The sequence below is a fragment of the [Clostridium] colinum genome (assembly GCF_940677205.1).
GTDB classification, from domain to species: Bacteria; Bacillota; Clostridia; order Lachnospirales; family CAG-274; genus Tyzzerella; species Tyzzerella colina.
On sequence record NZ_OW712331.1, the window covers coordinates 960281 to 986099 of the forward strand.

Genomic DNA, 25819 nt, shown 5'->3' on the forward strand with positions numbered 1-25819 from the left:
ATTTATTACAATATTTAATACATATTATTTAGATAAAAAATAAAAATTAAGTAAAGGTAAAGTACTATAAATTATAGCAAAAAATTAATGATATAAGTGAACCTAATAAGCTAAATAAAAAATCTTAGCTAACAGGGTTCGCTTTTTTATATTTTTATAAATTTAATTTATATAGCTAAAATTAATTTATCTTGACAAAATAATTTATTTATTATATTATAAATATAGTTAATTGTAGACAACTAAAATTTATTAAAGCTAACATAAGTTAACAGGGGGTATAAAATGAAATTAAGAAAAATAAATTTAATTTCTATTGTAATTTTAGGTATTACTATTACTGGATGTACGCTTAATAATGAAAATGTACAAAATAGTAATACCTCTAATAAAAATATAAATATTAAAAATAGTAAAATTAATGAACAATATCCTATTACTATAAAACATGCATTTGGAGAAACTGTAATTAATAGTAAACCAGAACATATAGCAACAATATCTTGGGGAAATCAAGATGTTCCATTATCTCTTGGGATATTACCAGTTGGAGTATCAAAGGCTAATTATGGTGGAAATGATGAAACAGGGCTACTACCTTGGACAAGTGCAAAATTTAAAGAGCTAGGAGAAGAAAATCCTAATGTTTTTGATGATACAGATGGATTAGATTTTGAGGCAATTAGTAATTCAAAGCCAGATGTTATTTTAGCATCATATTCTGGTATAACAAAAGAAGATTATGATTTGCTAAGTCAAATAGCGCCTGTTATAGCTTATCCTAGATTAGCTTGGCAAACTAAATGGAGAGAGCAAATTATTTTAAATTCAAAAGCTATGGGTATGGAAGAAAAAGGAAAAGAATTAGTTTTAAATTTAGAAGATATAATAATAAAAGAAACTAGCAAATATCCACAAATTAAAGGTAAAAATGTTGCATTTCTTTATTTTAATCCATCAGATTTAGGAAAATTTTACATATATTTACCAGAAGACCCTAGAGTAAATTATCTTATGGATTTAGGATTTAATTTACCAAATAGTATTTTAAATCTCTCAAAGGAGTCCAATTCTTTTGCTTTAGAAATAAGTGCTGAGAATGTTGAAATATTAAATGATGTAGATATTATAATATGTTATGGAGATGAGAAGTTGTTGAAATCTTTACAAGAAGATAAACTAATTGGAACTATACCAGCTATAAAAAGAGGTTCAGTAGCACTTATAGAAGATGGTACTCCTCTTGCAGCTTCTGCTACTCCATCAGCTTTATCTATACCAGCTACTATTGAAGAATATGTTAAAATACTTAGTAAGGCAGTTGATAAAATATAATGAAATATTATAAAAACATATTATTAATTTTTATAATACTAATAATATTAATATTATGTATATTTTCTTCATTAATTTTTGGTGCTAAACATATTGAATTTAAAATAGTTATAGATACATTAAATAATTTAAATAATAATAGTTTTGAATCAATAGTTATTAAAGAACGAATACCTAGAACAGTTTTTAGTCTTATAGCTGGAGGTGCTTTAGCTATATCTGGTACAATTATGCAGTCAATAACAAGAAATCCTATAGCAGATCCAAGTATTTTAGGTATAAATACAGGTGCATCTCTATTTGTTGTTTGTGGCATTGCATTTTTAGGTATTACTACATATAGAGAATATATATTACTCGCTTTATTAGGAGCATCATTAACTGCTATATTTGTATATTTTATCGCATCTATTGGTAATGGTGTATCATCAATTAATTTTGCTTTATCTGGTGTAACAATAAGTGTAATTTTATCATCGTTAATAAATATTATTATGTTACCAAGGAGCCAAGTTATTAGTAGTTTTAGATTTTGGCAAGTTGGAAGTGTTAGTGGTGTAACATGGCAATCTATAATATCAATGCTACCATTTATTATTATTGGTGTAATATTGAGTTTTATTATTGCTCCATCTTTAAATTTATTATCTTTAGGAGATGAAGTTGCAACAGGATTAGGTGTTAAAATAGGGTTAACAAAAGCTATTAGTGCTATTTCAGTAATTTTACTTTGTGGAACAGTAACAGCATTAGCGGGTCCTATTAGTTTTATAGGGCTTATGGCTCCGCATATAGTGAGGTTATTATTTGGTAGTAATGTTAAATTAATAATTTTTATATCATCATTTATAGGAGCCGTTTTGCTAACTTTTTCAGATGTAATAGGCAGAATTTTAGGAGCACATAGTGAACTAGAGGTTGGTATAGTTACATCATTTATAGGAGCTCCTATTTTTATTATTATTTCAATGAAAGCAAAGGTGCGTTCATTATGAAAAATTTAAATTATATTGATTATGGATATTTAAAAAGGAAGAGAAAAACAACAATTATAACAATATTTTTAATACTATTAATAATAAGTTTAGGACTTGTTATATTAATAAGTGGCAAGGAAAAATATTCTATTTTAACGGTAATAAAAGTTTTAATGGGACAACAAATAGATGGGGCCAATTTTGCTATATTAATAATAAGATTACCTAGAATGTTATCAGGGTTTTTAGTTGGTATGTCACTTGCTATTGCTGGAAATACATTTCAAACAATCTTAAGAAATTCTTTGGCTAGTCCAGATGTTATAGGAATTAGTACAAGTTCTAGTTCAGCAGCTGTATTTTGTATTTTAATATTAAACTATTCAGGAGTTATCGTATCCGTTATAGCTACTATTTTTGGAGTAATTGTAGCTATATTAATTTATATTATTTCAAAAGGAAATATTTTTTCTAATAATAGACTTATATTAATAGGTATTGGCGTTCAAACTATGTTAAATGCATTAATTTCTTATATGTTGGTAAGTGCTAATGAATATGATATTTCAGAGGCGTTAAGATGGCTTAGTGGTAGCTTAAATGGTGTACAAATGAAAAGTATACTAAGTTTATTTATTATAACAATTATTTTTACTTCTGTAATACTAATTTTAGAAAATTATCTAAAAATTATAGAATTGGGTGAAGAGTTGTCTATTACTCTAGGAGTAAAAACTAATTTAGTAAGAGTAGTATTAATAATAAGTGCAGTTTTTCTTATAGCATTTTCTACATCTATTACAGGCCCAATATCTTTTGTAGCATTTTTGTCTGGACCAATAGCTAAAAATTTAGTAGGAACAGGGTCTAAAAATATATTTATATCTGGTTTAGTAGGAGCTATTTTAGTTTTATTATCTGATTTAGTAGGACAATTTGTTTTTAATACAAGATATCCAGTTGGTGTTATGACAGGTATTATAGGTGCTCCATATCTTTTAATATTATTAATTAAATTAAATAAAAAGGGTAGTGTATAATATGGATAATAAACAAATATTAAAAGGAAATAATTTAGTTTTAAGCTATGATAATAGAGAAATAATTCATAGTGTGGATATAACTATACCACCTAATAAAATAAGCGTAATAATAGGATCCAATGGTTGTGGAAAATCCACACTGTTAAAAAGTTTTGCGAGATTATTAAAACCAAAGTCTGGAACAATTACTATAAATGATAAACAACTTGAAGATTTTAATACAAAACAATTAGCACAAATTTTAGGGCTTTTACCACAATCTCCAATTGCACCTGAGGGAATAAGTGTATTTGATTTAGTATCTAGAGGAAGATTTCCTTATCGAAAATTTTTAAAAGGAATTTCTAGCCAAGATAGAAAGGCAGTAGAAAATGCACTTAAAATTGTTAATATTGAAAAATTGGCTAATAGAAATGTAGATGAATTATCTGGTGGACAAAGGCAAAGAGTTTGGATAGCTATGGCATTGGCACAACAAACAGATATATTATTATTAGATGAACCAACAACTTATTTAGATATATCATATCAAATTGAAATTTTAGACTTATTAACAGATATAAATAGAAAAAATAAAACTACTATTGTTATGGTATTACATGATATAAATTTATCGGCAAGATATGCAGATTATATTTTTGCGATAAATAAAGGTAATCTTGTATGTCATGGTACACCTTCTAAGGTTATATCGGAAAATTTAATGAAACAAGTATTTAATTTGGACTGTGTTGTTATTCAAGACCCTATTTCAAAAACACCTATGATTGTACCAAAAGGAAGACATCATATAAAAAATTAAAAGACTTTTAAAATAAGTACTATGTTTATTTAAAATAAACATAGTACTTATTGTTGACTATACTATAAAATTATTATAAAATAGGTATACTATATAATAATTTTTAAAAGGGGATATTTATGAATGAAATTATTTTTGCTACTAAGAATAAAGGTAAAATAAAAGAAATACAATCAATTTTAGGAAATTATTTCAGTGTAAAGTCTATGGAAGAAATAGGATTAAATATAGATATTGTAGAAGATGGAAAAACTTTTGAAGAAAATGCCCTAAAAAAGGCTATTGAAATAATGAAATTAACTAATAAAATGGTTTTAGCAGATGATTCTGGATTAGAAATAGATTATTTAAATGGTGAACCTGGCGTATATTCAGCTAGATATTTAGGAGAAAATACACCATATGAAATAAAAAATAAAAAAATATTAGAAATGTTAGATGGTGTAGAAGAAGAAAAAAGAGGAGCTAGGTTTGTGAGTGTTATTGCGTTAGCAATACCAAATGAAAAGCCTATTACAACAAAAGGTACAATAGAAGGTATTATAGGGTATGAAATTAAAGGTGAAAATGGTTTTGGATATGACCCTATATTTTGGTTAGTAGACTTTAAAAAAACATTAGCTCAACTGTCTATTGAAGAAAAAAATAAAATAAGTCATCGTGGAAAAGCATTATATGAAATGAAAAAAATATTAGAAAAAATGGTGTAATTTTATGAAAGCATTAATATTTAGTGATAGTCATTCAAACATAAAAAATATGAAAACAGCTATAAAAATGTTTGAAGACGAAGTGGAAATAATAATACATTTAGGAGATTATGTAGAAGACATAGAAAAAGTAAAAAAAATTTATAAAAATAAAACATTTATACAGGTAGCAGGAAATAATGATTTTACGGATATACCTAATGAAAAAGTAGTGTATATTAATGGTCATAAAGTTTTTCTAACACATGGGCATGAATATAATGTTTATTTTGGTATAGATAAGCTTTATTATAGATTACAAGAGTTAAATTCTAAAATATGTTTATATGGTCATACACATAAGCCTCTAGTTTTTGCAGAAGATAATTTTTTAATATTAAATCCAGGTAGTATATCATTTCCAAGAGGTGGAAGTATTTGCTCATTTATTTTAATGGAATTTTTAGATAATTTAAATTATAAATTTTATACTATATATGGAAATGATATAAAAGAAGTACAACAATAAGGTGGTATATAAATGAACGTAATAGAAATTTTACAACAAGAATTTAATATAAAAAAATCTTATTTAGAAAATATAATAAATTTAATAGATGATGGTAATACAATTCCTTTTATAGCTAGATATAGAAAAGAAATGACAGGAGCTTTAGATGACCAAGTTTTAAGAGAAATCTTTGATAGACTAAATTATATTAGAAATTTAGAAGAAAAGAAAGAAAATATTAAAAAGCTTATAGATGAGCAACAACTTTTAACAGAAGAAATAATATTAGCAATAGATAATGCTAAAACAATAACAGAAGTTGATGATATATACAGACCATTTAGACCAAAAAGAAGAACAAGAGCAACAATAGCTAAAGAACTGGGTTTAGAAGATTTATCTAATATTATATTAGAACAAAATGAATGTGATAATATAGAAGAAATAGCTACAAATTTTGTTAATGAAAATGTAAAAACAATAGAAGAGGCTATTAATGGTGCGAAAGATATTATAGCGGAAATTATATCGGATAATGCAGAATATAGAGCAATAATAAGAAAAGAGTATTTTAAAAAAGGTATTATTGTTACAAAAGCTACTAAAGATGAACCATCGGTTTATGATATGTATTATGATTTTTCTGAACCAGTTAATAAAATAGCAGAGCATAGAATTTTAGCTATCAATAGAGGAGAAAAAGAAGGATTTTTAAATGTAAAAATAGAGGAGCCTTTTGAAGATATTATAAAAATATTACAATCTAAAATATTGAAAAATAATAGTAAATACATAATAGAAACAATAGAAGATAGCTATAAAAGACTTGTAGCTCCATCAATAGAAAGAGAAGTAAGAAATTATTTGACTGAAAAGTCTGAAGAAGGAGCTATTAAAGTATTTGGTAAAAATTTAAAACAATTATTAATGCAACCACCAATAAAAGATAAAGTTGTTTTGGCTATAGACCCAGGGTTTAGAACAGGTTGTAAAATAGCTATTATAGACGGTATAGGTAAAGTTTTAAAAACTGGTGTTATATATGTTACAACAGGGTCTGAAAGTAAAATAGATGAAGCTAAAAAATTATTAACTCAATATATAAAAAAATTTGGAGTTGAAATTATAGCTATTGGAAATGGAACCGCATCTAGAGAAAGCGAGTTATTTGTGGTAGATTTAATAAAAGAAATAGATAGTCCTTTATCTTATATTATAGTAAATGAAGCAGGTGCTTCTGTATATTCTGCTTCAAAATTAGGTGCAGATGAATTTCCAGATTATGACGTTGCACTTAGAAGTGCTATTAGTATTGGAAGAAGACTTCAAGACTCACTGGCTGAACTTGTAAAAATAGAACCTAAAAGTATAGGTGTAGGCCAATATCAACACGATATAAATCAAAATAGATTATCAAAAATGTTAGAAGGTGTTGTAGAAAGTTGCGTTAATAATGTTGGTGTAGATTTAAATACAGCTTCGGCTTCATTGCTATCTTATATATCTGGTATATCATCTACTGTTGCTAAAAATATTATTAAATATAGAGAAGAAAATGGAAAATTTAAAAATAGAAAAGAGCTTTTAAAGGTAAGTAAATTAGGTCCTAAAGCTTTTTTACAGTGTGCTGGATTTTTAAGGATAACAGATGGAGATGAAATACTTGATAATACTTCTGTTCATCCAGAAAGTTACCAAATTGCAAACATACTTATTGAAAAGTTAGATATAGATATAAATAAAAAAAGTAATAAAATAAATGGAAATATAGATATATCAAAATTATCTAAAGAACTTAATGTAGGAGAGCCAACATTAATAGATATTATAAAAGAGATAGAAAAACCAGGAAGAGACCCAAGACAAGAAATGCCTATGCCTATTCTTAGATGTGATGTTTTAACTATGGAAGATTTACAAGAAGGAATGATACTAAAAGGGACTGTTAGAAATGTTATAGATTTTGGGGCATTTGTTGATATTGGTGTTCATCAAGATGGACTTGTACATATATCTGAAATGACAGATAAATTTATTAAACACCCTTTAGAAGTAGTTAGTGTATCTGATATTGTAGATGTTAAAGTTTTATTGGTAGACACTAATAAAAATCGAATTTCTCTTACTATGAAAATTTAAAATTATATTAAAGAGGCAAAAATATATAATTTTTTAGCCTCTTTACAATTTTATTAGTATACATATTTTATAATAAAATACAAATTAATCCACCGTTATTTTCATTTATTATTTTTTGTAATGTTTCTTGTAATTTTAATTGTGTATCTTCAGGTATTCTGTATAGTTTTGTATTAAGTCCATCATTTACCAAGTCGGATAAAGATTTACCAAAAATATTATAATCCCAAATTTTATCCTTTTCATTTTCAAGCTGTTCTAAAAGATATTGAGATAGTTCTTTGCTTTGTTCTTCGCTACCAACAATTGGTGCTACTTCTGTTTGAATATCTGCTTTTATAAGATGAAAGCTAGGAGCCGTTGCTTTAATTTTTATTCCATATCTTGAACCGTGTTTTATAAGTTCAGGTTTTTCTAATATCATTTCATCTAATGTTGGTGTAACTATTCCATAACCTTTTGTTTTTACTTCTTCTATAGCATATTTAACTTTATCATATTCTTTTTTTGCTTGAGATAAAAGTTTTATAGTAGATATTAACTCATACTCATTGTTAATATTCATATTTGTAGTTTCACTTAATACATTATAGAATAGATTATCATTTAGGCCTATTTCTATATTACCTAAACCTTCTCCTAATTCTATTTTATCTATGTATGCTTTTTTAATATATTCGTTATTTTCTAATATAGATATTGTAGATTTTATATTATGTAATTTATTAATTTCTGATAATATTTTTTTAGTATCTTGTACTATACTTTGTTTTAACCAATGATTTATATCTAATGTTTCAATCCATTTTGGAAGATTTATATTTAGTTGTTTAATTGGAAATTCATATAAAACTTTTTCTAATATAGAGTTAATATCATCTTGTTTTAATTGAGCAATGTTTACTGCTATAACTGGTGAATTATATTTTTCTGTTAAATCTTGTTTTAAAATTTCTGTTGCTTGTGAATAAGGTTTTTCTGTATTTAATAATATAACAAAAGGTTTAGATAATGATTTTAATTCTTTAATTACTTTTTCTTCGGCTATTATATAATCTTCTCTAGGTATATCGGTAATAGTTCCATCTGTTGTAACAACAATTCCAATTGTAGAATGATCTGTAATTACTTTTTTTGTACCTATTTCTGCTGCCTCTTCAAATGGTATTTTTTCATTAAACCAAGGTGTAGATACCATTCTTGGTTGATTTTCATCCATATATCCAGATGCACCAGGTACTACATAACCTACGCAATCTATCATTCTTACATTAAATTTAGCATTATTTTCTAAATTTATACATACAGCATTATTGGGTATAAACTTAGGTTCTGTTGTCATAATTGTTTTACCAGCTGAGCTTTGTGGAAGTTCATCTTTTGTGCGTTCTTTATTATGTTCATCTTCTATATTAGGTATTACTAATAAATCCATAAATCTCTTTATAAAAGTAGATTTTCCTGTTCTAACTGGTCCAACAACACCTATGTATATATCTCCATTTGTTCTTTCTGCTATGTCTTTATAAATATTAAAATGTTCCATATTAACCTCCTTAAACCATAATAAATACATTTTAATATATGAATTAAAAATTAAAAATATGTTTACTATTTTTATATAATTTATTATGATTTAATAGAGTAGGGGATAAATTTTTATAAGTCTTAATATTAAGTATGTTTATTATTTAAAATTAAAATTAAAATAGCCTCTTAATCTAATAAGAGACTATAAATATATTCTAATTATAAAACTTGTGCTTTTAAAGTATTAGTTGCACCAGTTTGACCTATAGGAGTACCTCCAACAGTGATAATTACATCACCTTTTTTAGCAAATCCTTTTTCATTAGCAATATTAGAAGTATTTTGGAATAAGTCACCAGATGAAATATTATCAATATTTACTAAATGAGGGTAACAACCCCAAGTTAAATTTAATTGTCTTTGAACTCTTTCATCAGGAGTTAAGCCTAAAATAATAGATTGTGGTCTATATTTAGATACTTCTCTAACAGTAAATCCAGATTTTGTAACAGCAATGATACAAGGAGCATTTAAATCGCTAGCAGTTGTACAAGTTGCGTGGCTAATAGCATCTGTAATATTATTAGTTTTAGAACCATAATTTTTATAAAATTTTTCTACATAATCTATAGAAGATTCTATTTTTGTTGCAATTCTTACCATAGCATTAACAGCTTCAACAGGGAAACTACCTTTTGCAGTTTCACCAGATAACATAATAGCATCTGTACCATCAAATATAGCATTAGCAACGTCACTAGCTTCTGCTCTAGTTGGACGAGGGTTAGTAATCATAGATTCTAACATTTGAGTTGCAGTTACAACTAATTTACCTTTTGCTTTACATTTATCAATTAATTGTTTTTGGATAATAGGTACTTCTTCAAAAGGAATTTCTACCCCTAAGTCACCACGAGCAACCATTATACCATCAGTAATTTCTAAAATTTCATCAATATTGTCAACACCTTCACGGTTTTCTATTTTAGAAATAATTTTGATATCAGAGCCACTATTTTCTTCTAAAACTTTACGTATTTGTGATACATCTGAAGCAGAACGTATAAAAGATGCAGCTATATAATCAAAGCCCATTTTTATACCAAATTTAATATCATCAATATCTTTTTCAGTAAGAGCAGGTAATTTTATAGAAACATTAGGAAGGTTTATGCCTTTTCTAGAACCTAACATACCACTATTAATAATTTCACAAACAACATCGTTTCCGTTTATTTCTAATACTTTAAGTTCAATTAAACCATCATCAATTAATACAGTAGCGCCAACATAAACATCCTTAGCAAAATCTTCATATGTAACAGAAACTTTTGTAGCGTCACCCTCAATGTCGTCTGTAGTAAGAATAAATTTGTTTCCTTTTTCAAGCTTAACAGGTTCTTCTTTAAGAAGTTTTGTTCTTATTTCAGGCCCTTTTGTATCTAATATAAGTGGAATAGGCATATTTAATTCTTGTCTAACTTTTTTTACTGTATTTATAGTTTCTCCGTGAGATTCGTGACTACCGTGAGAAAAGTTTATGCGAACAGCATTCATACCAGTTTCTATAAGTTTTTTTACCATTTCAGGTGAATTACTAACAGGACCTAATGTAGCGATAATTTTAGTTTTTCTCATAATTTTAAATACTCCTTATATATAATTAAGCAAAAGTTTTGATTATTTGATAAAGACTATCATCATATGTTCTAGTAGTGTTTAATCCTTCTTCAAGGTCTACATCAACATAATTTCCATTTTTTAACACAATAATTCTATTAACATTACCTTTTAAAAGTTCTTCAACAGCTTTGTAGCCCATCATAGATGCATGCATTCTATCAACAGCAGTTGGAGAGCCACCTCTTTGAAGATGTCCTAATACAGTTGCTCTAGTTTCTATACCAGTATATTGTTCTATTGTTTTAGCAAAAGTGTGAGGTTCAACTTTTGTAAAGCCTTCAGCCAATACAATAACATTACTTATTTTACCATTTTTTCTATTGTTTTCAATAAGTTCAATAATTTCAGCTTCTGTAACATCTGGTCTTTCAGGAATTAAAACTTCTTCAGCACCATTAATTAAGCCACACCATAAAGCTATATACCCAGCATTTCTACCCATAACTTGAATTATACTACAACGTTCGTGAGAAGAAGAAGTATCTCTAATTTTATTTATAGCTTCCATAGCAGTGTTTACAGCTGTATCAAAACCAACTGTATAGTCTGAGCAAGCTAAATCTAAATCAATAGTACCAGGTATACCCATTACTTTAATTCCAAGTTTAGATAAATGAAGAGCACCAGTTAAAGAGCCGTCCCCACCAATAACAAATAAGGCATCAAGATTTAATTTTTTACAAATATCAACAGCTTTTTGTTTACCTTCATCTGTCATCATCTCTTTGCAACGAGCAGATAAAAGGATAGTACCGCCTCTTTGCATTATTTCAGAAACACTTTTATTGTCTAAGTTAATATAATCACCTGTAATTAAACCTTCATATCCACGCATAAACCCAACTACTTCAATACCATTTTTAAGAGCAGTTCTAACGATAGCACGTATAGATGCATTCATTCCAGGTGCATCACCACCACTTGTTAATATCCCGATTTTTTTGATTTTATTATCCATTAAAACACCTCAATCAATTGATTTAATTTTTTAATATACTTACTTAAATTTTACAATTAAAAGTATGCTTAAGTCAATACTAAATTTAAAAATTTTTAAAATCATGAAAATTGACAAAAATATAACATACTATAGATAAAATTATATATAAATATAATAAAGCTACTTATAAATTAATTATTATTTTATTACTATACAATTTTTATCTAAAATATTAGTAAGTTGATTTATAAGATTATCAGATATTTTTACCCAATGAGTATTATTTAAATTAAATTTTGTTTTTTTAGCTTCATCATAAACTATAACAGGAGTTAAACCAGTATTATTTAATAAAATTTGTTCTAAATCTTTTAAAGAAATATTAATATTTTTAGGTAATTTTATCCAAAGTGTTTTATCAATTTGTTGTATCATATCATAAGGTTTTATGTCTAAACATATTATTTTTGGAGCTTGGTCTTCAGATATACTAGCTTTACCGTCTATAACTACAATATTATTTTCTTCTAAATATTTATTATATTTAGTAAAAGTTTCTGGAAAAACAATAATTTCGATAGTACCAAATATATCTTCTAAAGTTAAAAAGGCCATTTGTTTGTTTGTTTTAGTAAATTTTGAAGTTACATTAGTTATTATACCACCAACAGTAACTTTTTGGTTATCTTGAACATTTTCTAATTGATTTTCTTCATTTTTTATAAAATCTAAAGTTGTATTACTTATAAATTTTTTCAAATGTACATTATATTCATCTAAAGGGTGGCCACTTATATATATACCAACCATTTCTTTTTCAAAAGTTAAAAGTTCATTTTTTGAAAATTCTGGTATATTAGGCAATGTATCCATTTCAATATTTTCAGCTGTACTATTATTTAGAGAAAAAATATCTAATTGACCTTGCAATGTTATTTTTTTCATTTGATTAATACTATCATAATATTTTTTATAAATAGCTAGATATTGTGAACGTTTACCGCTTAAAGAATCAAATGCACCAGCTTTTATTAAACATTCAATAGCCCTAGAGTTAAGCTCCCCATTTAAACGTTTTAAAAATTCTCTTAGAGAGTGATATTTACCATTTTTTTCTCTATCATTAACTAATGTTTTAATTAATGATTTACCAACATTTTTAATAGCGGATAAATTAAATCTAATTTTACCATTAGAAACACTAAATCTATCAAATCCTTCGTTTATATCTGGAGGTAAAATTTCAATATTCATTCGTTTTATATCTTGTATATATTCAGATATTTTTGTAGCATTATCAGATACACTAGTTAAAAGTGCTGCCATAAATTCAACTGGATAATATGCTTTAAGCCATGCTGTTTGACAAGCTATAACAGCATAAGCTGCAGCGTGAGATTTATTAAAGGCATATTTAGCAAAATCTTGCATTTCATCAAATATTTGATTTGCTATTTTAGCATCTATACCTCTTTTTACACAACCATCAATTTCTCCTTCTATACCATATATAAAGTTTTTACGCTCAAGCTCCATTTCTTCTGTTTTCTTTTTACCCATAGCTCTTCTTAAAAGGTCACTTCTACCTAAAGAATATCCTGCTAATTCTTGAACAATTTGCATAACTTGTTCTTGATAAACTATACAACCATAGGTAGGTTTTAATATAGGCTCTAAAAGAGGGTGGGTATATTTTATATCTGTTTTTGTGTTTTTACCTTTTACATATTTAGGTATAAAATCCATAGGTCCTGGCCTATAAAGAGAAACACCAGCTATAATATCTTCAATAGATTCTGGTTTTAAATCTTTCATAAATTGTTTCATACCAGCACTTTCTAGCTGAAATATACCATCTGTATAGCCTGTTGATATAAGCTCATATATTTTAGGGTCTTTATAATCTATATTTTGTTCATTAATTTTTAAATTATGTATACGATTTATTTCTTTAAAAGCATTTTGAATAACAGTTAGTGTCCTTAGGCCTAAAAAGTCCATTTTTAATAGACCTAGTTCTTCTAGGGTTGTCATAGGAAACTGAGTTGTAATAACTCCATCATTAGTATTTAAAGGTACATAGTCCATAACTGGTTTATCACATATAACAACACCAGCGGCGTGGGTTGAAGCGTGTCTTGGTAAGCCTTCTAGCTTTAAAGACATATCTATAAGATGTTTAATTGTTTCATTGTTATTATATTCATATAATAATTCTGGATTTTGTGCCATAGCTTTTGATATAGTTATTTTTAATTCCATAGGAATCATTTTTGCTATTTTATCCACATCTGAATAGGGGATATTTAACGCTCTACCAACATCTCTAATAGCATTTCTTGCAGCCATTGTACCAAACGTTATAATCTGAGAAACGTGGCTTGAGCCATATTTTTCTATAACATAATTTATAACATCTTGTCTTTTTTCATAACAGAAGTCTATATCTATATCAGGCATACTAATTCTTTCTGGATTTAAAAAACGTTCAAAAATAAGATTGTATTCTATTGGGTCTATATCAGTTATTTTTAGACAATAAGAAACTAAACTACCAGCTGCAGACCCACGTCCAGGACCTACCATTATGTTATTATCTTTAGCATATTTAATAAAGTCCCAAACAATTAAAAAATAATCTACAAACCCCATTTGTTTGATTGTATCTAGCTCATAATTTAGCCTTTTTGTAAGATAATTGTCTATTATTTCATATCTTTCGTTTAAACCATTTAAACAAAGCTCTTTTAAATAAGAAAAGGCGTTTTTATTATCAGGTACATTAAATATAGGTAATTTGTATTTATTAAACTCAAAAGAAACATTACATCTATTAGATATTTTATAAGTATTTTCTAATGCTTCTGGTGCATATGGAAATATTGATAACATTTCTTTAGGAGATTTTAAATAATATTGACCACCTTCATAACGCATACGGTTTTCATCTTCTACAGTTTTTCCAGTTTGTATACACAATAAGATATCGTGAGCCTCGGCATCTTCGGCTTTTATATAATGTATATCATTTGTACATACAAGAGGAATACCAGTTTCTTTACTCATTCTTATTAAATTTTGATTAACTGTAGATTGATTTTCTAATCCGTGGTCTTGTAACTCTAAGAAAAAGTTATTTTGTCCAAAAATATTATTATACAGAAGAGCAAATTCTTTTGCTTTTTCATATGAATGGTTTAAAATGTTTTTTGCAACAGCACCACCCATACAAGCACTAAGACCAATTAACCCTTTGTTATATTTTTTTAAAAGTTCTATATCAATACGTGGTTTGTAATAAAAACCTTCTGTAAACCCAAAAGAAACAAGTTTTATAAGATTATTATAACCTTCGTTATTTTCGGCCAATAAAACTAAATGATAATATGTATTTTCTTTAGAGTAGGATTTATCAAAACGAGAACCAGAAGCAACATATACTTCACAACCAATAATAGGCTTTATTCCAACTTTTAAGGCTTCTTTATAAAAATCTATTGCACCATACATAACACCGTGGTCTGTTATAGCAATGGAGTCCATACCAAGTTCTTTAACTTCTCTAACTAGTTCTTTTATTTTAGAAGACCCATCAAGTAAGCTATATTCTGTATGTACATGTAAATGTGTAAAATTAATTTTCTCCATAAAACACCTAATTTCTGTTTATATTTATAAAATAGTATATTATAATAAAATATTTAAACTTCTTCATCTATAAAAACTTTATCTAAAAGATTTATTTTAGAAAAAAATTCTAGTATATAATCATTTTTTGTAAATAAGTGGATAGGTTTATAATTAAAGCAAATACTTATTAAATCTTTAATATTTATATCTAAAACATTTTTATCTGGCATAGTTAAAGGTTCTATATAAGAATTATGTTTAGATACATTTAATCTAAATAGACCATTATTTTTATTAATAATATTATCTGTTATATTAAGACATAATGATATTTTATCATCATAATTAGCTTTTAAAGAAAAGTTTTTAAAAAATTCATATAAATTTATAATTCTAGCCATAACTAAAGGTTTAGTTTCTTTTATATCTGTAAATTTTTTATCTAAAAATATAGCTCTTGTTGTTTTTTCTTTTACACCCCAATAAACATAATATCCTATAAATTTATCATTATCAAAAAGCATAATTATATTTCCTTGTTCACTTTTTACTTCTTGATGTAATGTTTTAATATAATCATAATCTCTTATACAAAAAGTGTTATATTCATTTTCTAAAAATTTATTTGTAAAGTTGGCTAAATTTTGATAGTCATTTTCAAATATTTCAACTTCTTTTAAAGAGCTAATGTTTAAATTTAAGTAGTTGTGATTATATATATATTCAAAATCAAAAGGCAAGTAGATTTCTTTTTTTGCAGGACGTAAAAATACAAAAGGCACTTTTTCTATATATATATCATTTAAACAAGTATTTAAAATTTCTGCCATATATCCTTTTTTTCTATGATTTTCTAAAGTTGCAACTGCAACTATATAATAAGACTCATAAGTTTTATTATTTATAGAAATTTTATAAGGATTTAAGTGTAACATAGATACTATTTCTTTATTTAAAATTTTACATATTATTTTATTATTAATAGTTTTGTGTTTATAATAGTAGTCTAAAAATTCTTTTGTGTCCTCTTTAAAGATATTTTCCCATATTTTTCTTGTTTTATTTTTATCACTTTTTGATAGATATTCAATCAAAATATCACCACCTTATAGTTGAATAATTCTATATTTTCTAGCGTATCCTATAGGGTCATAAGAAAGTTTTGCTTTTCTAAGTCCTTCGATACCTAAATCATCTTCTCTATTTACAAGATAAGCGTCAGGAAAATTATTTATAATAAATTGTTGGTTTATATAAGGATATAAACCTCTAATATTTGGGTTAGCTTTTTCTATATGAATAATGGCCATTTTTTCAACTTTATTATAACTACCGATTGTAAAAGCTTCTAATTGATTGTTTACAAAAATACCAGCCATAGTTACATTTAGCGCTTTACAATTTTTTAAAATGTCTTCAATACCTTGAAGTTCTCCTTCTAAATGTTCTTCAGTATTATCCCCCTTAAAGTCTTTCCATTTATTTAGAAAGTTTAATATAATGTCACTAGATTCACAACAAAGAGTTTGATAGTAAAAATTGCCTTTATTTTCTCTTAAAAAAGCATTTATATGATTTTTTTTCTTTCTAAGTTTTTTACCAGATAAATTTTTTAAAGCCTCTGCAAGGTAAAGATAGTCTTTAGCATCATCAACTTCTTTTACATCAAATAAATTTTTATCTAAATTTAAAACATTTAAGCCTTCTTCATCAGCTAAATAAACTTTTAATTTTTTATTTAATGTATTGTTAAAATAATCTAACAATACATTAAAAGCTTCTTGTAAATGTTCTTCTTTACACATAGGTAACGCACAGTAATCTTCACCATCTATAACCATAGTTATAAGCAAAGCTTTATTATCCCAAATATTAAATTTTACATTATAAAAGTCTTTCCATAAATATACATCTAAAAAAACGCTATCACAAGTTTTGTTATTTCTTAAGTTAAAATAATACGATATATTTTCTATATCTTTTTCAGATATAGGTTTAAAATCTAAAATCATAACAATATCCCTCTCTATAACAATATATAGTTATTTATAGTATAGCAAATTACTATGTATAAAACAATAGTAAAATTATTAAAATATATGCCTAAAAAATAAAAAATATTGACACAATATATAAAATATAATATACTAAAGTAGGATAGGGGGGTATAGTATATGAAAAACCAAACTAAAAGAGATGAATATTTTAAAGATAATTTATATAAAAGACTTAATAAAATAGAGGGACAGGTTAGAGGGGTAAAAAGAATGATTGAAAAAGATGCTTATTGTAACGACGTTATAAATCAAATATTATCTATAAAATCTGCTCTAGATTCGGTTAATAAACTAATTTTAGAAAGTCATATAAATAACTGTTTAGTAGAAAAAATTAAAAATGATGATAAAGAAGTTTTAGATGAGCTAATGTCTACTATATCAAAAATAATAAAATAAGGAGGGATATTAATGAATAAATCAGTTAAAATACAAGGTATGTCTTGTGCAGGTTGTGCCAAAAGGTTAGAAGATGAAATATCTAATTTAAAAGGCATTGAAAAAGCTAATGTAAATTTTGCTACTGAAACATTATATATACAATATAATGAAAAATTAAATATGGAAATTTTATTTATCACTATTAAAAAATTAGGATTTAAATATTTAGACAAAGATGACACTAAAGAAGTGATTATTAGCATAGGTGGTATGTCTTGTGCAGGTTGTGCTAAAGGGATAGAAAATGAACTTATAAAAAATAGTGGAATTGAAAAAATAGAGGTTAATTTTGCAACAGAAAAAGCTAAAATTATTTATAATAATAATATAAGTTTATCAAGTATAAAAAATAAAATAGAAGAAATGGGGTTTAAAATTTTAGAAGAAAACATAGAAGAAAAAGAAAATTATAAACAAAAAGAAATTAAAGTTATGTTTAAAAAAGTTATCTTTTCTGCTATATTTTCTATACCTTTATTATTTATATCAATGGCGCCTATGATTAAGGGGTTTGATATATTTTTACCAAATTTTATAAATATGGATAAAAATCCTTTAAATTATGCTATAATTCAACTTATATTAACTATTCCAATAATGCTTATAGGATATAAATTTTATACAGTAGGGTTTAAACTATTTTTTAAAGGCAAACCTAATATGGATTCTCTTATAGCAATAAGTACAACGTCTGCATTTTTATATAGTTTATATAATACTATAAATATAATAAACGGTAATTTACACTCTGTACATTCTTTATATTACGAAACAGTTGGTATGGTTATATTTTTAATATTATTAGGCAAATATTTAGAAACTATATCAAAAGATAAAACATCAGAGGCTATAAAAAAACTAATGGGACTTGCTCCTAAATATGCTACTATATTAAATAATGGTAAAGAAGAAAAAATCCCAATAGATAATGTTTTAATAGATGATATAGTTATTATAAAATCTGGAGAGAAAGTATCTGTTGATGGAATTGTTATAGAAGGGGAAACATATATAGATGAATCTATGTTAACTGGAGAAAGTATACCAGTACTTAAACAAAAAGATAGTCTTGTTTTTGCAGGGTCGATAAATAAAAATGGATTTATAAAAATTAAAGTTACAAAAACATCTAAAGAAACAACACTTGCTAATATTATAAAAATTATAGAAGATGCTCAAGCTACTAAAGCCCCAATAGCAAAAATAGCAGATACTGTATCTAGATATTTTGTGCCTATTGTATGTATTATTGCTTTTTCTGCTAGCTTAATATGGTATTTTGTAAATAAAGACTTAGAATTTTCATTAAAAATATTTGTATCTGTTTTAGTAATAGCTTGTCCTTGTGCCTTAGGGTTAGCTACACCTACTGCCATAATGGTTGGGACTGGTAAAGGAGCTGAAAATGGTATACTTATAAAAAGTGGTGAAGCATTAGAAATGGCTTATAAGCTAGATACCATAGTATTAGATAAAACAGGCACTATAACAGAAGGAAAACCAACTGTTACAGATATTATATGCTATGATATAGCCGAAGAAGAATTGTTAAAGCTTGTAGCATCTGCAGAAAAAATGTCTGAACATCCATTAGCAGAGGCAATAGTTAAATATGCTTTAGAAAAAGATATAAAACTATATGAAAATATAGAAAAATTTGAAGATAAGACAGGATTTGGTATAAAAGTAAATATAGATAAAAAAACTATCATTATCGGCAATGAAAAATTTTTAAATAGTTTAAATATAGATTTAGAAAATGCAAAACAAAAATCAGATATTTTAGCAGAAGAAGGAAAAACACCTATATATATAGCTATAGATAATAAAATAAAAGGAATAATAGCTGTTTGTGATATTATAAAAGAAGGTAGTAAACAGGCAATAGAAAAATTATCTAATATGGGGCTTAATATTTTTATGATAACAGGAGATAACGAAAAAACTGCAAAAGCAATAGCAAAACAAGTGAATATAAAAAATATTTTTGCCGAAGTTTTACCAATAGAAAAGGCTAATTATGTAGATAAATTAAAAAATGAAGGTAAAAAAGTTGCTATGGTAGGAGATGGTATAAATGATGCTCCAGCATTAGTTAAATCTGACTTAGGTATAGCTATTGGTTCTGGAACAGATGTTGCATTAGAATCGGCAGATGTTATTCTTATTAAAAATGATTTAAATGGTGTTTATAATACAATTATATTAAGCAAAAAAACTATAATTAATATAAAACAAAATCTTTTTTGGGCATTTATCTATAACATTATAGGAATACCTATAGCTTGTGGTGTTTTATATATTTTTGGAGGCCCGTTATTAAATCCTATGATAGGAGCTATGGCTATGAGCTTAAGCTCTATATCTGTTCTTTTAAATTCTCTTAGATTAAGAAAATTTCAATAGTTAGTAATAAAAATACTTTTTAAACATATAATTTTTTGAGGTGATTTTATGTTTAAAGGTATTTTTATTTTTATTACATATATTTTGTCAATAGCTGTTTTTATACCAAGTTTTACAGTATATTTTTTTAAAAATAATGAAGGCTTATATGAAATAAAAGCAAAGGATAAAATAGACGTGATAGATAATGTAGAAGTATTACAAGATGGAAATAAAGTTAATAATCAAGAAAATATAACTACAAATAATATAAAACCACAAAATAATATTTTTGAAGATTATATATTAGGTGTAGTTGCCGCAGAGATGCCTATTAGCTTTGAAGAAGAAGCTTTAAAAGCTCAAGCAGTTGCAGCTAGAACTTATGCATATAAAAGAATAGATGACATAAATAAACCAGTAGACCATAATTCTATAGGACAAGCATATAATAGTATTGAACAAATGAAAAATAAATGGGGAAGTAATTTTGATAATTATTATAATAAGGTAAAAAATGCAGTTTATGAAACAGAAGGAATTATTATGATGTATGAAAATGAACCGATAGAAGCAGTTTTTCACTCTACAAGTGCGGGTATTACAGAAGTATCTGAAAATATATGGGGTAAAAATTTACCTTATATAAAAAGTGTAGATAGTAAGGTAGATGAAAAAGCACCAAATTTTATATACACAACCTCAATACCAAATAGTCAAATAATAGATACATTATCTAAAAAATATTCCAATTTAGATAAAAATAAAATAATAAGTAGTTTTGATATAACAAAAAGGTCTGAAGCAGATTATGTTTTGGAAGTAACGGTTTGTGGCAAAAAAATAAGTGGCAGAGACATAAGAACAATGTTTGGGCTTAGGTCAACAAATTTTACAATAGAAAAAACAAAAGATAGTATAAATTTTACAACAAAGGGATATGGTCATGGAGCAGGAATGAGCCAATATGGAGCAAATTTTATGGCACAAGATGGAAGTAGTTATGAAGAAATATTACTTCATTATTATGATGGAATAACTTTACAAAAGGTATATTAATGAATTTTATTTTACAAAGTTTTATTCAATAAAGAAAAAATATATTTAAGGTAAAATAGATACACTTAAATAATATAAAGATTGTTTAATAAATATTTAATTTATATCTTAGCTTAATTATTAAAAATATTGAAAATACTAAACATATTTTTTATTTAAATAAACACTAGTATTTTCAATATATATCAATTAATACAAATTATGTTTTTATATTAAAAAATGTTTTCTATATTTTCTTGTATAGTAAGAAGAAATTTTTCTGAAGCCTTAGTAAACACTTGATATTTTTTCCAAATAAGGCTCATTTTGGGCATAATTTGTATAGAAAGTGGGCGTAAGCATAAATTACTATTACCTGTAACATTAATAATTTTATCAAAACAAAGAGCATATCCCATACCTTCATCTACCATTAAAGAGCCATTAAATAACAAGTTGTAAGTAGCAACTATATTTAATAGTTTTTCATCACAATTAAATAATTGTGATAAATTAGAATCACTAATAATCTGTCTTGAAACAATAAGAGGTTTATCTAATAAATCTTCTGGTGTTATAACATCTAAGTTTGCCAGAATATCATCTTTACGCATCATTACACTAAATTTATCAATAGATGGTAAAGTTAGATAATCATATTTTGATAAATCAACTTCTCCAAATATTAATGCAAAATCAATAAGCCCTTTATCTAATTCTTCTAGAACAGTAATTTTATCTCCACTTACAATATGAAAATATAATAATGGATATTTAGATTGTAATTTTTTGTCTACTTTTGCAATATGACGAATTCCTCCAGTTTCTCCAGCTCCAATAGAAATATTGCCAGCAATTGTTTCATTAGATAGTATAATTTCTTCTTTGGTTTTATTTACAAGTTGTGTAATTTCTTCAGCTCGTTTACGAAGTAACATTCCTTCTTCAGTTAATGTTATTGTTCTATTACTGCGAATAAAAAGTTGTTTACCAAGTTCTTCTTCTAAAGTTTTTATTTGCCTAGATAGTGTGGGTTGTGAAAGATGTAAAGATTTTGCTGCAGAAGAAATACTTTGTTCTCTAGTAATAGCTAAAAAATATTGTAAAACACGAAAATCCATATGTAATCAATCCTTTCTAAATATATTATAATAATTATATATATGCTTGTAAAGCATAGATACATATTCAATATAGGTATTTGTTATTATAATATTTGGGTGTTATAATATAAAAAATTAAAAATTTTAAAATATATAGGAGAAATTTTATGAACTTACAAGAATTTTTATCATATATGAATAGTGGAAAAGAAGTTATATGTGGTTCAGAAATACATCAATATATGAGTAAACTTGCACAAGAGGCAATACATTTGACTTTGCAATTAAATACACAGTATAATACACCAGAGAAAATATATAATATTTTTTTAGAATTAACAAATAAATCTGTCGGTAAAAATTTTACATTATTTCCTCCATTTTATACAGATTGTGGTAAAAATTTAACTATTGGTGATAATGTATTTATTAATAGTGGGTGTAAAATACAAGACCAAGGTTGAGTTTTTATTGGAGATGGTACACTAATTGGACATAATGTAGTTTTAGTAACTTTAAATCATCAGTTTGAACCAATATCAAGAGGAAATATTTTTCCACGCTCTATACACATTGGAAAAAATGTTTGGATTGGAGCTAATGCAACAATTTTACCAGGGGTTACTATTGAAGATGGTGCAATTATAGCAGCAGGTGCAGTTGTTTCTAAAAATGTACCTAAAAATACAGTTGTTGCTGGAGTTCCAGCTAAAGTTATAAAGAAAATAAAATAATTAAATTCTATTATTAATATATAAAATAAGTATTAATAGTAATAGAAAATAATATTATATTTTGTAGTTTATTTTAATATACTTAATTTTTAGGAGGATATAGTTATGTTAGGAAATTTTAGTTATTGTAATCCAACTCGTTTATATTTTGGCGAAGACGCATTAGATAATTTAAATGCAGAACTTGATAAATATGGAAATAATATATTATTAGTTTATGGTAGAGATGCTATTAAAAAAATTGGTTTATATCAGCAGGTTATTTCTATTTTAAAAAATTGTGGTAAAAATATTTTTGAACTACCAAATGTTATGCCTAACCCTACTGTAGAAAAACTTTATGAAGGATGTAAAATTGCCAAAGATAATAATATTGATTTAATTTTATCTGTAGGTGGAGGTTCTTGTTGTGATTATTCAAAAGCATTATCTGTTTCTACTTGGTGTGAAGAAGACCCTTGGGAAAAGTACTATATTAGAATGGAAGAAGTTGATAACAAAATTATTCCTGTAGGTTGTATTCTCACAATGGTTGGAACAGGAAGTGAAATGAATGGTGGATCAGTTATTACTAATCCTAAAGCTAAATTAAAAATAGGTCATGTATTTGGAGATGATGTTTTTCCTAAATTTTCTATTATGAACCCTAAATGGACTTATAGTTTACCTAAATATCAAATGATTGCAGGTATTTATGATACGCTAAATCATATAACTGAACAGTATTTTTCAAATAATGATGATTGTACGTCAGATTATATTATGGAAGGTTTAATGAAATCATTAATTTATAGTTCAAAAATTGCTATAAATGAACCAGAAAACTATGAAGCTCGTAGCAATATTATGTGGACTGCAACTTGGGCATTAAATACTTTAGTATCAAAAGGTAAATCAACAGATTGGATGGTGCATATGATAGGGCAGGCAATAGGGGCTTATACTAATGCAACTCATGGTATGACACTTTCAGCTATTTCTATGGCTTATTATCGTTATGTATGTAATTATGGATTAGAAAAATTTAAAAGATTTGCAATAAATGTATGGAATGTAAATCCTAATGAAAAATCAGATGAAGATATTGCAATAGAAGGTTTATTAGCTATGGAAAATTGGATGAAAGAACTTGGTTTGGTTATGAATATAACAGAACTTGGTGTAACTGAGGATATGATACAACATATTGCAAATAGTACATTTATATTAGATGGTGGTTATAAAAAATTAGCTTATGAAGATATTGTTAAAATTTTAAAAGAAAGTATGTAATAAAAATTTTAAATAAAATGATAAATTAATGGAGATATTGTTATTTGCTTTATAAAAACTTATTTAAGTACTGTATTATTAAGTTAAACTATATAAGTTTATATATACTTATTATAAATAATAATGGTATTTTGTTTAAATAATAATTAGAAAAAAACTATAAATATTTCAATAGGAAATAAAAGGTTTAGTGTAAAATTAAATAGTAGTAATAAAGTAGATAAATTATTTGAAATACTATCTATGGAAATTTATATGTTAGAACTAAATGGAAATAAAGAATATTACTATCTTTCTGAAAGTTTCACAACTAATACCTAAAAAAATTAATAAAGATATATTATGTTATATAGTAATAATTGTTTAGTTATATTTTATAAAATATTTTCTAATTCATATAATCATACTTATATTGGATGTATTGATAATTTAGCATCTTTGTAAAGATAATGTTAAAGTTAAATTTTAATATTAGTAAAAAGTGAAGGAATATTAAATTGAAATTTAAAAAAATTAGTTTATATAAAATGTATAAAAATCAAGAATAAAAAGGTAAAGGTTGTTAATTATTCTTGCACTAAAAAGGTAGTTTTATTCCTTAGATATTAGAGGGATATTTTTATAATATTACATATTAAAAACTAAATGTTATATTTTAAAAATTACTATTTGATTATGAATTTATTTGGGCAAAATTTGAAATAGGATAAATATCAAATGAAGAATATGTGATTAATGTAGATATATGTGGTAAAAAATAAATTATATAGATATAAGGAATTAGACCAACAAACTTTATAATAAAAAGTATATGAACACGCAATAGTAATAATTTATTATATATCAAACTTTAATAATTAGTTATTAAGAAATTTTGATAAAAATATTAAAATAAAAAATAATAAGTTATTAAAATGGAATAGGAATATTAAATATTTATAATTCTATTAAAAAATTTAATAATGAAAAAATGTAAATAAAATATTTTATAATTAATTATAAATCCAATAATAATAGCAATATTACTCATAATATCTATTAGAATAATTATACACTTAGTGTCTCACTAGATGAAATAGAAATAAGATGTTATACAAAAAGAATAATAATGAATTTAATTATAGTTTTAATTGACTTAATATTAAATAGAATAAATTTTTTAGTTTATATTTGTATTTAGAAAATATTAAAGTAAAAATATACTTTAACATTTTGTTTATTTAAATTAATTTATTTATATTATTCACAAAATATAGATTCTTTTATTTTAAAAATAAAAGAAGTTTTACATGACAATTTCAATATTATATAGAAAATTATTAAACCCGTATTTATAGTAAATATAGTATAAATTAACAGAAATATACTTTAAATAAATGATGGTTTTATTGTAAATTCAAGTGATAGTAGATGTACTATATCTACAGCTACTAAAAATTTCAAATAATTTAATGACTCTTAATGCCAAGTATAGAAAAATATATTAATAAAAATTATGTTTTAAATAAAG

At 25.4% G+C, this 25819-nt stretch carries 19 protein-coding genes and 2 pseudogenes; 14 read left to right on the forward strand and 7 right to left on the reverse strand.

Translation table 11 applies throughout. The annotated features are described in order from the left end of the window. Nucleotides 1-285 precede the first annotated feature (285 nt). From NBW53_RS04755 to NBW53_RS04785, 7 genes are all read left to right on the forward strand, one after another. Nucleotides 286-1335, forward strand: a complete 1050-nt coding sequence (locus tag NBW53_RS04755; protein ID WP_250278940.1) for an iron-siderophore ABC transporter substrate-binding protein — start codon at nucleotides 286-288, stop codon at nucleotides 1333-1335. Then, complete coding sequence (locus NBW53_RS04760; protein ID WP_250278941.1) at nucleotides 1335-2330, forward strand: FecCD family ABC transporter permease; 996 nt, start codon at nucleotides 1335-1337, stop codon at nucleotides 2328-2330. Before NBW53_RS04755 ends, NBW53_RS04760 begins: the two co-directional genes overlap by 1 nt. Beyond that, nucleotides 2327-3352 carry a FecCD family ABC transporter permease gene (locus tag NBW53_RS04765; protein WP_250278942.1) on the forward strand — a complete coding sequence of 342 codons (1026 nt, stop codon included), beginning with the start codon at nucleotides 2327-2329 and terminating at the stop codon, nucleotides 3350-3352. Before NBW53_RS04760 ends, NBW53_RS04765 begins: the two co-directional genes overlap by 4 nt. 1 nt (nucleotide 3353) lies before the next feature. Continuing rightward, nucleotides 3354-4157, forward strand: coding sequence for an ABC transporter ATP-binding protein (locus NBW53_RS04770; RefSeq protein ID WP_250278943.1), 804 nt, complete (start codon nucleotides 3354-3356; stop codon nucleotides 4155-4157). A 119-nt stretch (nucleotides 4158-4276) separates the two neighbouring features. Next, nucleotides 4277-4867, forward strand: a complete 591-nt coding sequence (locus NBW53_RS04775; RefSeq protein ID WP_250278944.1) for an XTP/dITP diphosphatase — start codon at nucleotides 4277-4279, stop codon at nucleotides 4865-4867. A gap of 4 nt (nucleotides 4868-4871) precedes the next feature. Next, on the forward strand, nucleotides 4872-5375 hold the full coding sequence (locus NBW53_RS04780; RefSeq protein WP_250278945.1) for a metallophosphoesterase family protein: 504 nt from the start codon (nucleotides 4872-4874) through the stop codon (nucleotides 5373-5375). 12 nt (nucleotides 5376-5387) lie between these two features. Continuing rightward, nucleotides 5388-7496 carry a Tex family protein gene (locus NBW53_RS04785; RefSeq protein WP_250278946.1) on the forward strand — a complete coding sequence of 703 codons (2109 nt, stop codon included), beginning with the start codon at nucleotides 5388-5390 and terminating at the stop codon, nucleotides 7494-7496. Nucleotides 7497-7563: 67 nt separating this feature from the next. Here the strand turns inward: NBW53_RS04785 and spoIVA are convergent, their stop codons facing one another. From spoIVA to NBW53_RS04815, 6 genes are all read right to left on the reverse strand, one after another. Then, the gene (gene spoIVA / locus NBW53_RS04790; RefSeq protein ID WP_250278947.1) at nucleotides 7564-9042 is read right to left on the reverse strand and encodes a stage IV sporulation protein A; all 1479 of its coding nucleotides are present in this window, start codon (nucleotides 9040-9042) and stop codon (nucleotides 7564-7566) included. 203 nt (nucleotides 9043-9245) lie between these two features. After that, nucleotides 9246-10664 carry a pyruvate kinase gene (gene pyk, locus NBW53_RS04795; protein WP_250278948.1) on the reverse strand — a complete coding sequence of 473 codons (1419 nt, stop codon included), beginning with the start codon at nucleotides 10662-10664 and terminating at the stop codon, nucleotides 9246-9248. 25 nt (nucleotides 10665-10689) lie between these two features. Beyond that, complete coding sequence (gene pfkA / locus NBW53_RS04800) at nucleotides 10690-11667, reverse strand: 6-phosphofructokinase (RefSeq protein WP_250278949.1); 978 nt, start codon at nucleotides 11665-11667, stop codon at nucleotides 10690-10692. 180 nt (nucleotides 11668-11847) lie between these two features. Then, on the reverse strand, nucleotides 11848-15288 hold the full coding sequence (locus NBW53_RS04805) for a DNA polymerase III subunit alpha (RefSeq protein ID WP_250279005.1): 3441 nt from the start codon (nucleotides 15286-15288) through the stop codon (nucleotides 11848-11850). Between the two features lie 62 nt (nucleotides 15289-15350). Beyond that, the gene (locus tag NBW53_RS04810; RefSeq protein WP_250278950.1) at nucleotides 15351-16373 is read right to left on the reverse strand and encodes a GNAT family N-acetyltransferase; all 1023 of its coding nucleotides are present in this window, start codon (nucleotides 16371-16373) and stop codon (nucleotides 15351-15353) included. Between the two features lie 12 nt (nucleotides 16374-16385). Further along, complete coding sequence (locus NBW53_RS04815; protein WP_250278951.1) at nucleotides 16386-17291, reverse strand: DUF2156 domain-containing protein; 906 nt, start codon at nucleotides 17289-17291, stop codon at nucleotides 16386-16388. A 162-nt stretch (nucleotides 17292-17453) separates the two neighbouring features. On the opposite strand from NBW53_RS04815, the gene NBW53_RS04820 reads away from it, so the two are divergent. From NBW53_RS04820 to spoIID, 3 genes are read left to right on the forward strand one after another with little or no spacing between them, the layout of a single operon-like run. After that, on the forward strand, nucleotides 17454-17735 hold the full coding sequence (locus NBW53_RS04820) for a metal-sensitive transcriptional regulator (protein ID WP_250278952.1): 282 nt from the start codon (nucleotides 17454-17456) through the stop codon (nucleotides 17733-17735). Between the two features lie 12 nt (nucleotides 17736-17747). Next, nucleotides 17748-20183: a heavy metal translocating P-type ATPase gene (locus tag NBW53_RS04825; RefSeq protein WP_250278953.1), complete on the forward strand. Its 2436-nt coding sequence runs from the start codon at nucleotides 17748-17750 to the stop codon at nucleotides 20181-20183. A 48-nt stretch (nucleotides 20184-20231) separates the two neighbouring features. Continuing rightward, on the forward strand, nucleotides 20232-21221 hold the full coding sequence (spoIID, locus tag NBW53_RS04830; protein ID WP_250278954.1) for a stage II sporulation protein D: 990 nt from the start codon (nucleotides 20232-20234) through the stop codon (nucleotides 21219-21221). Between the two features lie 212 nt (nucleotides 21222-21433). Here spoIID and NBW53_RS04835 read toward each other — a convergent pair whose 3' ends face one another. Continuing rightward, the gene (locus NBW53_RS04835) at nucleotides 21434-22321 is read right to left on the reverse strand and encodes a LysR family transcriptional regulator (RefSeq protein WP_250278955.1); all 888 of its coding nucleotides are present in this window, start codon (nucleotides 22319-22321) and stop codon (nucleotides 21434-21436) included. Nucleotides 22322-22470: 149 nt separating this feature from the next. On the opposite strand from NBW53_RS04835, the gene NBW53_RS10120 reads away from it, so the two are divergent. The 4 genes and pseudogenes from NBW53_RS10120 to NBW53_RS10175 all read left to right on the forward strand — a co-directional run bounded on the left by NBW53_RS10120 (nucleotide 22471) and on the right by NBW53_RS10175 (nucleotide 24753). Continuing rightward, nucleotides 22471-22767, forward strand: coding sequence for an LbetaH domain-containing protein (locus NBW53_RS10120; RefSeq protein ID WP_334302888.1), 297 nt, complete (start codon nucleotides 22471-22473; stop codon nucleotides 22765-22767). Nucleotides 22768-22869: 102 nt separating this feature from the next. Further along, a pseudogene (locus NBW53_RS10125) lies at nucleotides 22870-23037 on the forward strand (DapH/DapD/GlmU-related protein); the annotation flags it as partial. A 105-nt stretch (nucleotides 23038-23142) separates the two neighbouring features. Then, entirely contained in the window at nucleotides 23143-24309 is a 1167-nt protein-coding gene (locus NBW53_RS04845) for an iron-containing alcohol dehydrogenase (protein ID WP_250278956.1), read from the forward strand. Between the two features lie 171 nt (nucleotides 24310-24480). Continuing rightward, nucleotides 24481-24753, forward strand: a pseudogene (locus NBW53_RS10175) (cyclophilin-like fold protein). The last annotated feature ends 1066 nt before the right edge of the window (nucleotides 24754-25819 follow it).

Coding starts and splice junctions, on each gene's coding strand:
- NBW53_RS04755 (WP_250278940.1), top strand. CDS start 286: ATGAAATTAAGAAAAATAAATTTAATTTCTATTGTAATTTTAGGTATT.
- NBW53_RS04760 (WP_250278941.1), top strand. CDS start 1,335: ATGAAATATTATAAAAACATATTATTAATTTTTATAATACTAATAATA.
- NBW53_RS04765 (WP_250278942.1), top strand. CDS start 2,327: ATGAAAAATTTAAATTATATTGATTATGGATATTTAAAAAGGAAGAGA.
- NBW53_RS04770 (WP_250278943.1), top strand. CDS start 3,354: ATGGATAATAAACAAATATTAAAAGGAAATAATTTAGTTTTAAGCTAT.
- NBW53_RS04775 (WP_250278944.1), top strand. CDS start 4,277: ATGAATGAAATTATTTTTGCTACTAAGAATAAAGGTAAAATAAAAGAA.
- NBW53_RS04780 (WP_250278945.1), top strand. CDS start 4,872: ATGAAAGCATTAATATTTAGTGATAGTCATTCAAACATAAAAAATATG.
- NBW53_RS04785 (WP_250278946.1), top strand. CDS start 5,388: ATGAACGTAATAGAAATTTTACAACAAGAATTTAATATAAAAAAATCT.
- spoIVA (WP_250278947.1), bottom strand. CDS start 9,042: ATGGAACATTTTAATATTTATAAAGACATAGCAGAAAGAACAAATGGA.
- pyk (WP_250278948.1), bottom strand. CDS start 10,664: ATGAGAAAAACTAAAATTATCGCTACATTAGGTCCTGTTAGTAATTCA.
- pfkA (WP_250278949.1), bottom strand. CDS start 11,667: ATGGATAATAAAATCAAAAAAATCGGGATATTAACAAGTGGTGGTGAT.
- NBW53_RS04815 (WP_250278951.1), bottom strand. CDS start 17,291: ATGATTTTAGATTTTAAACCTATATCTGAAAAAGATATAGAAAATATA.
- NBW53_RS04820 (WP_250278952.1), top strand. CDS start 17,454: ATGAAAAACCAAACTAAAAGAGATGAATATTTTAAAGATAATTTATAT.
- NBW53_RS04825 (WP_250278953.1), top strand. CDS start 17,748: ATGAATAAATCAGTTAAAATACAAGGTATGTCTTGTGCAGGTTGTGCC.
- spoIID (WP_250278954.1), top strand. CDS start 20,232: ATGTTTAAAGGTATTTTTATTTTTATTACATATATTTTGTCAATAGCT.
- NBW53_RS04835 (WP_250278955.1), bottom strand. CDS start 22,321: ATGGATTTTCGTGTTTTACAATATTTTTTAGCTATTACTAGAGAACAA.
- NBW53_RS10120 (WP_334302888.1), top strand. CDS start 22,471: ATGAACTTACAAGAATTTTTATCATATATGAATAGTGGAAAAGAAGTT.
- NBW53_RS04845 (WP_250278956.1), top strand. CDS start 23,143: ATGTTAGGAAATTTTAGTTATTGTAATCCAACTCGTTTATATTTTGGC.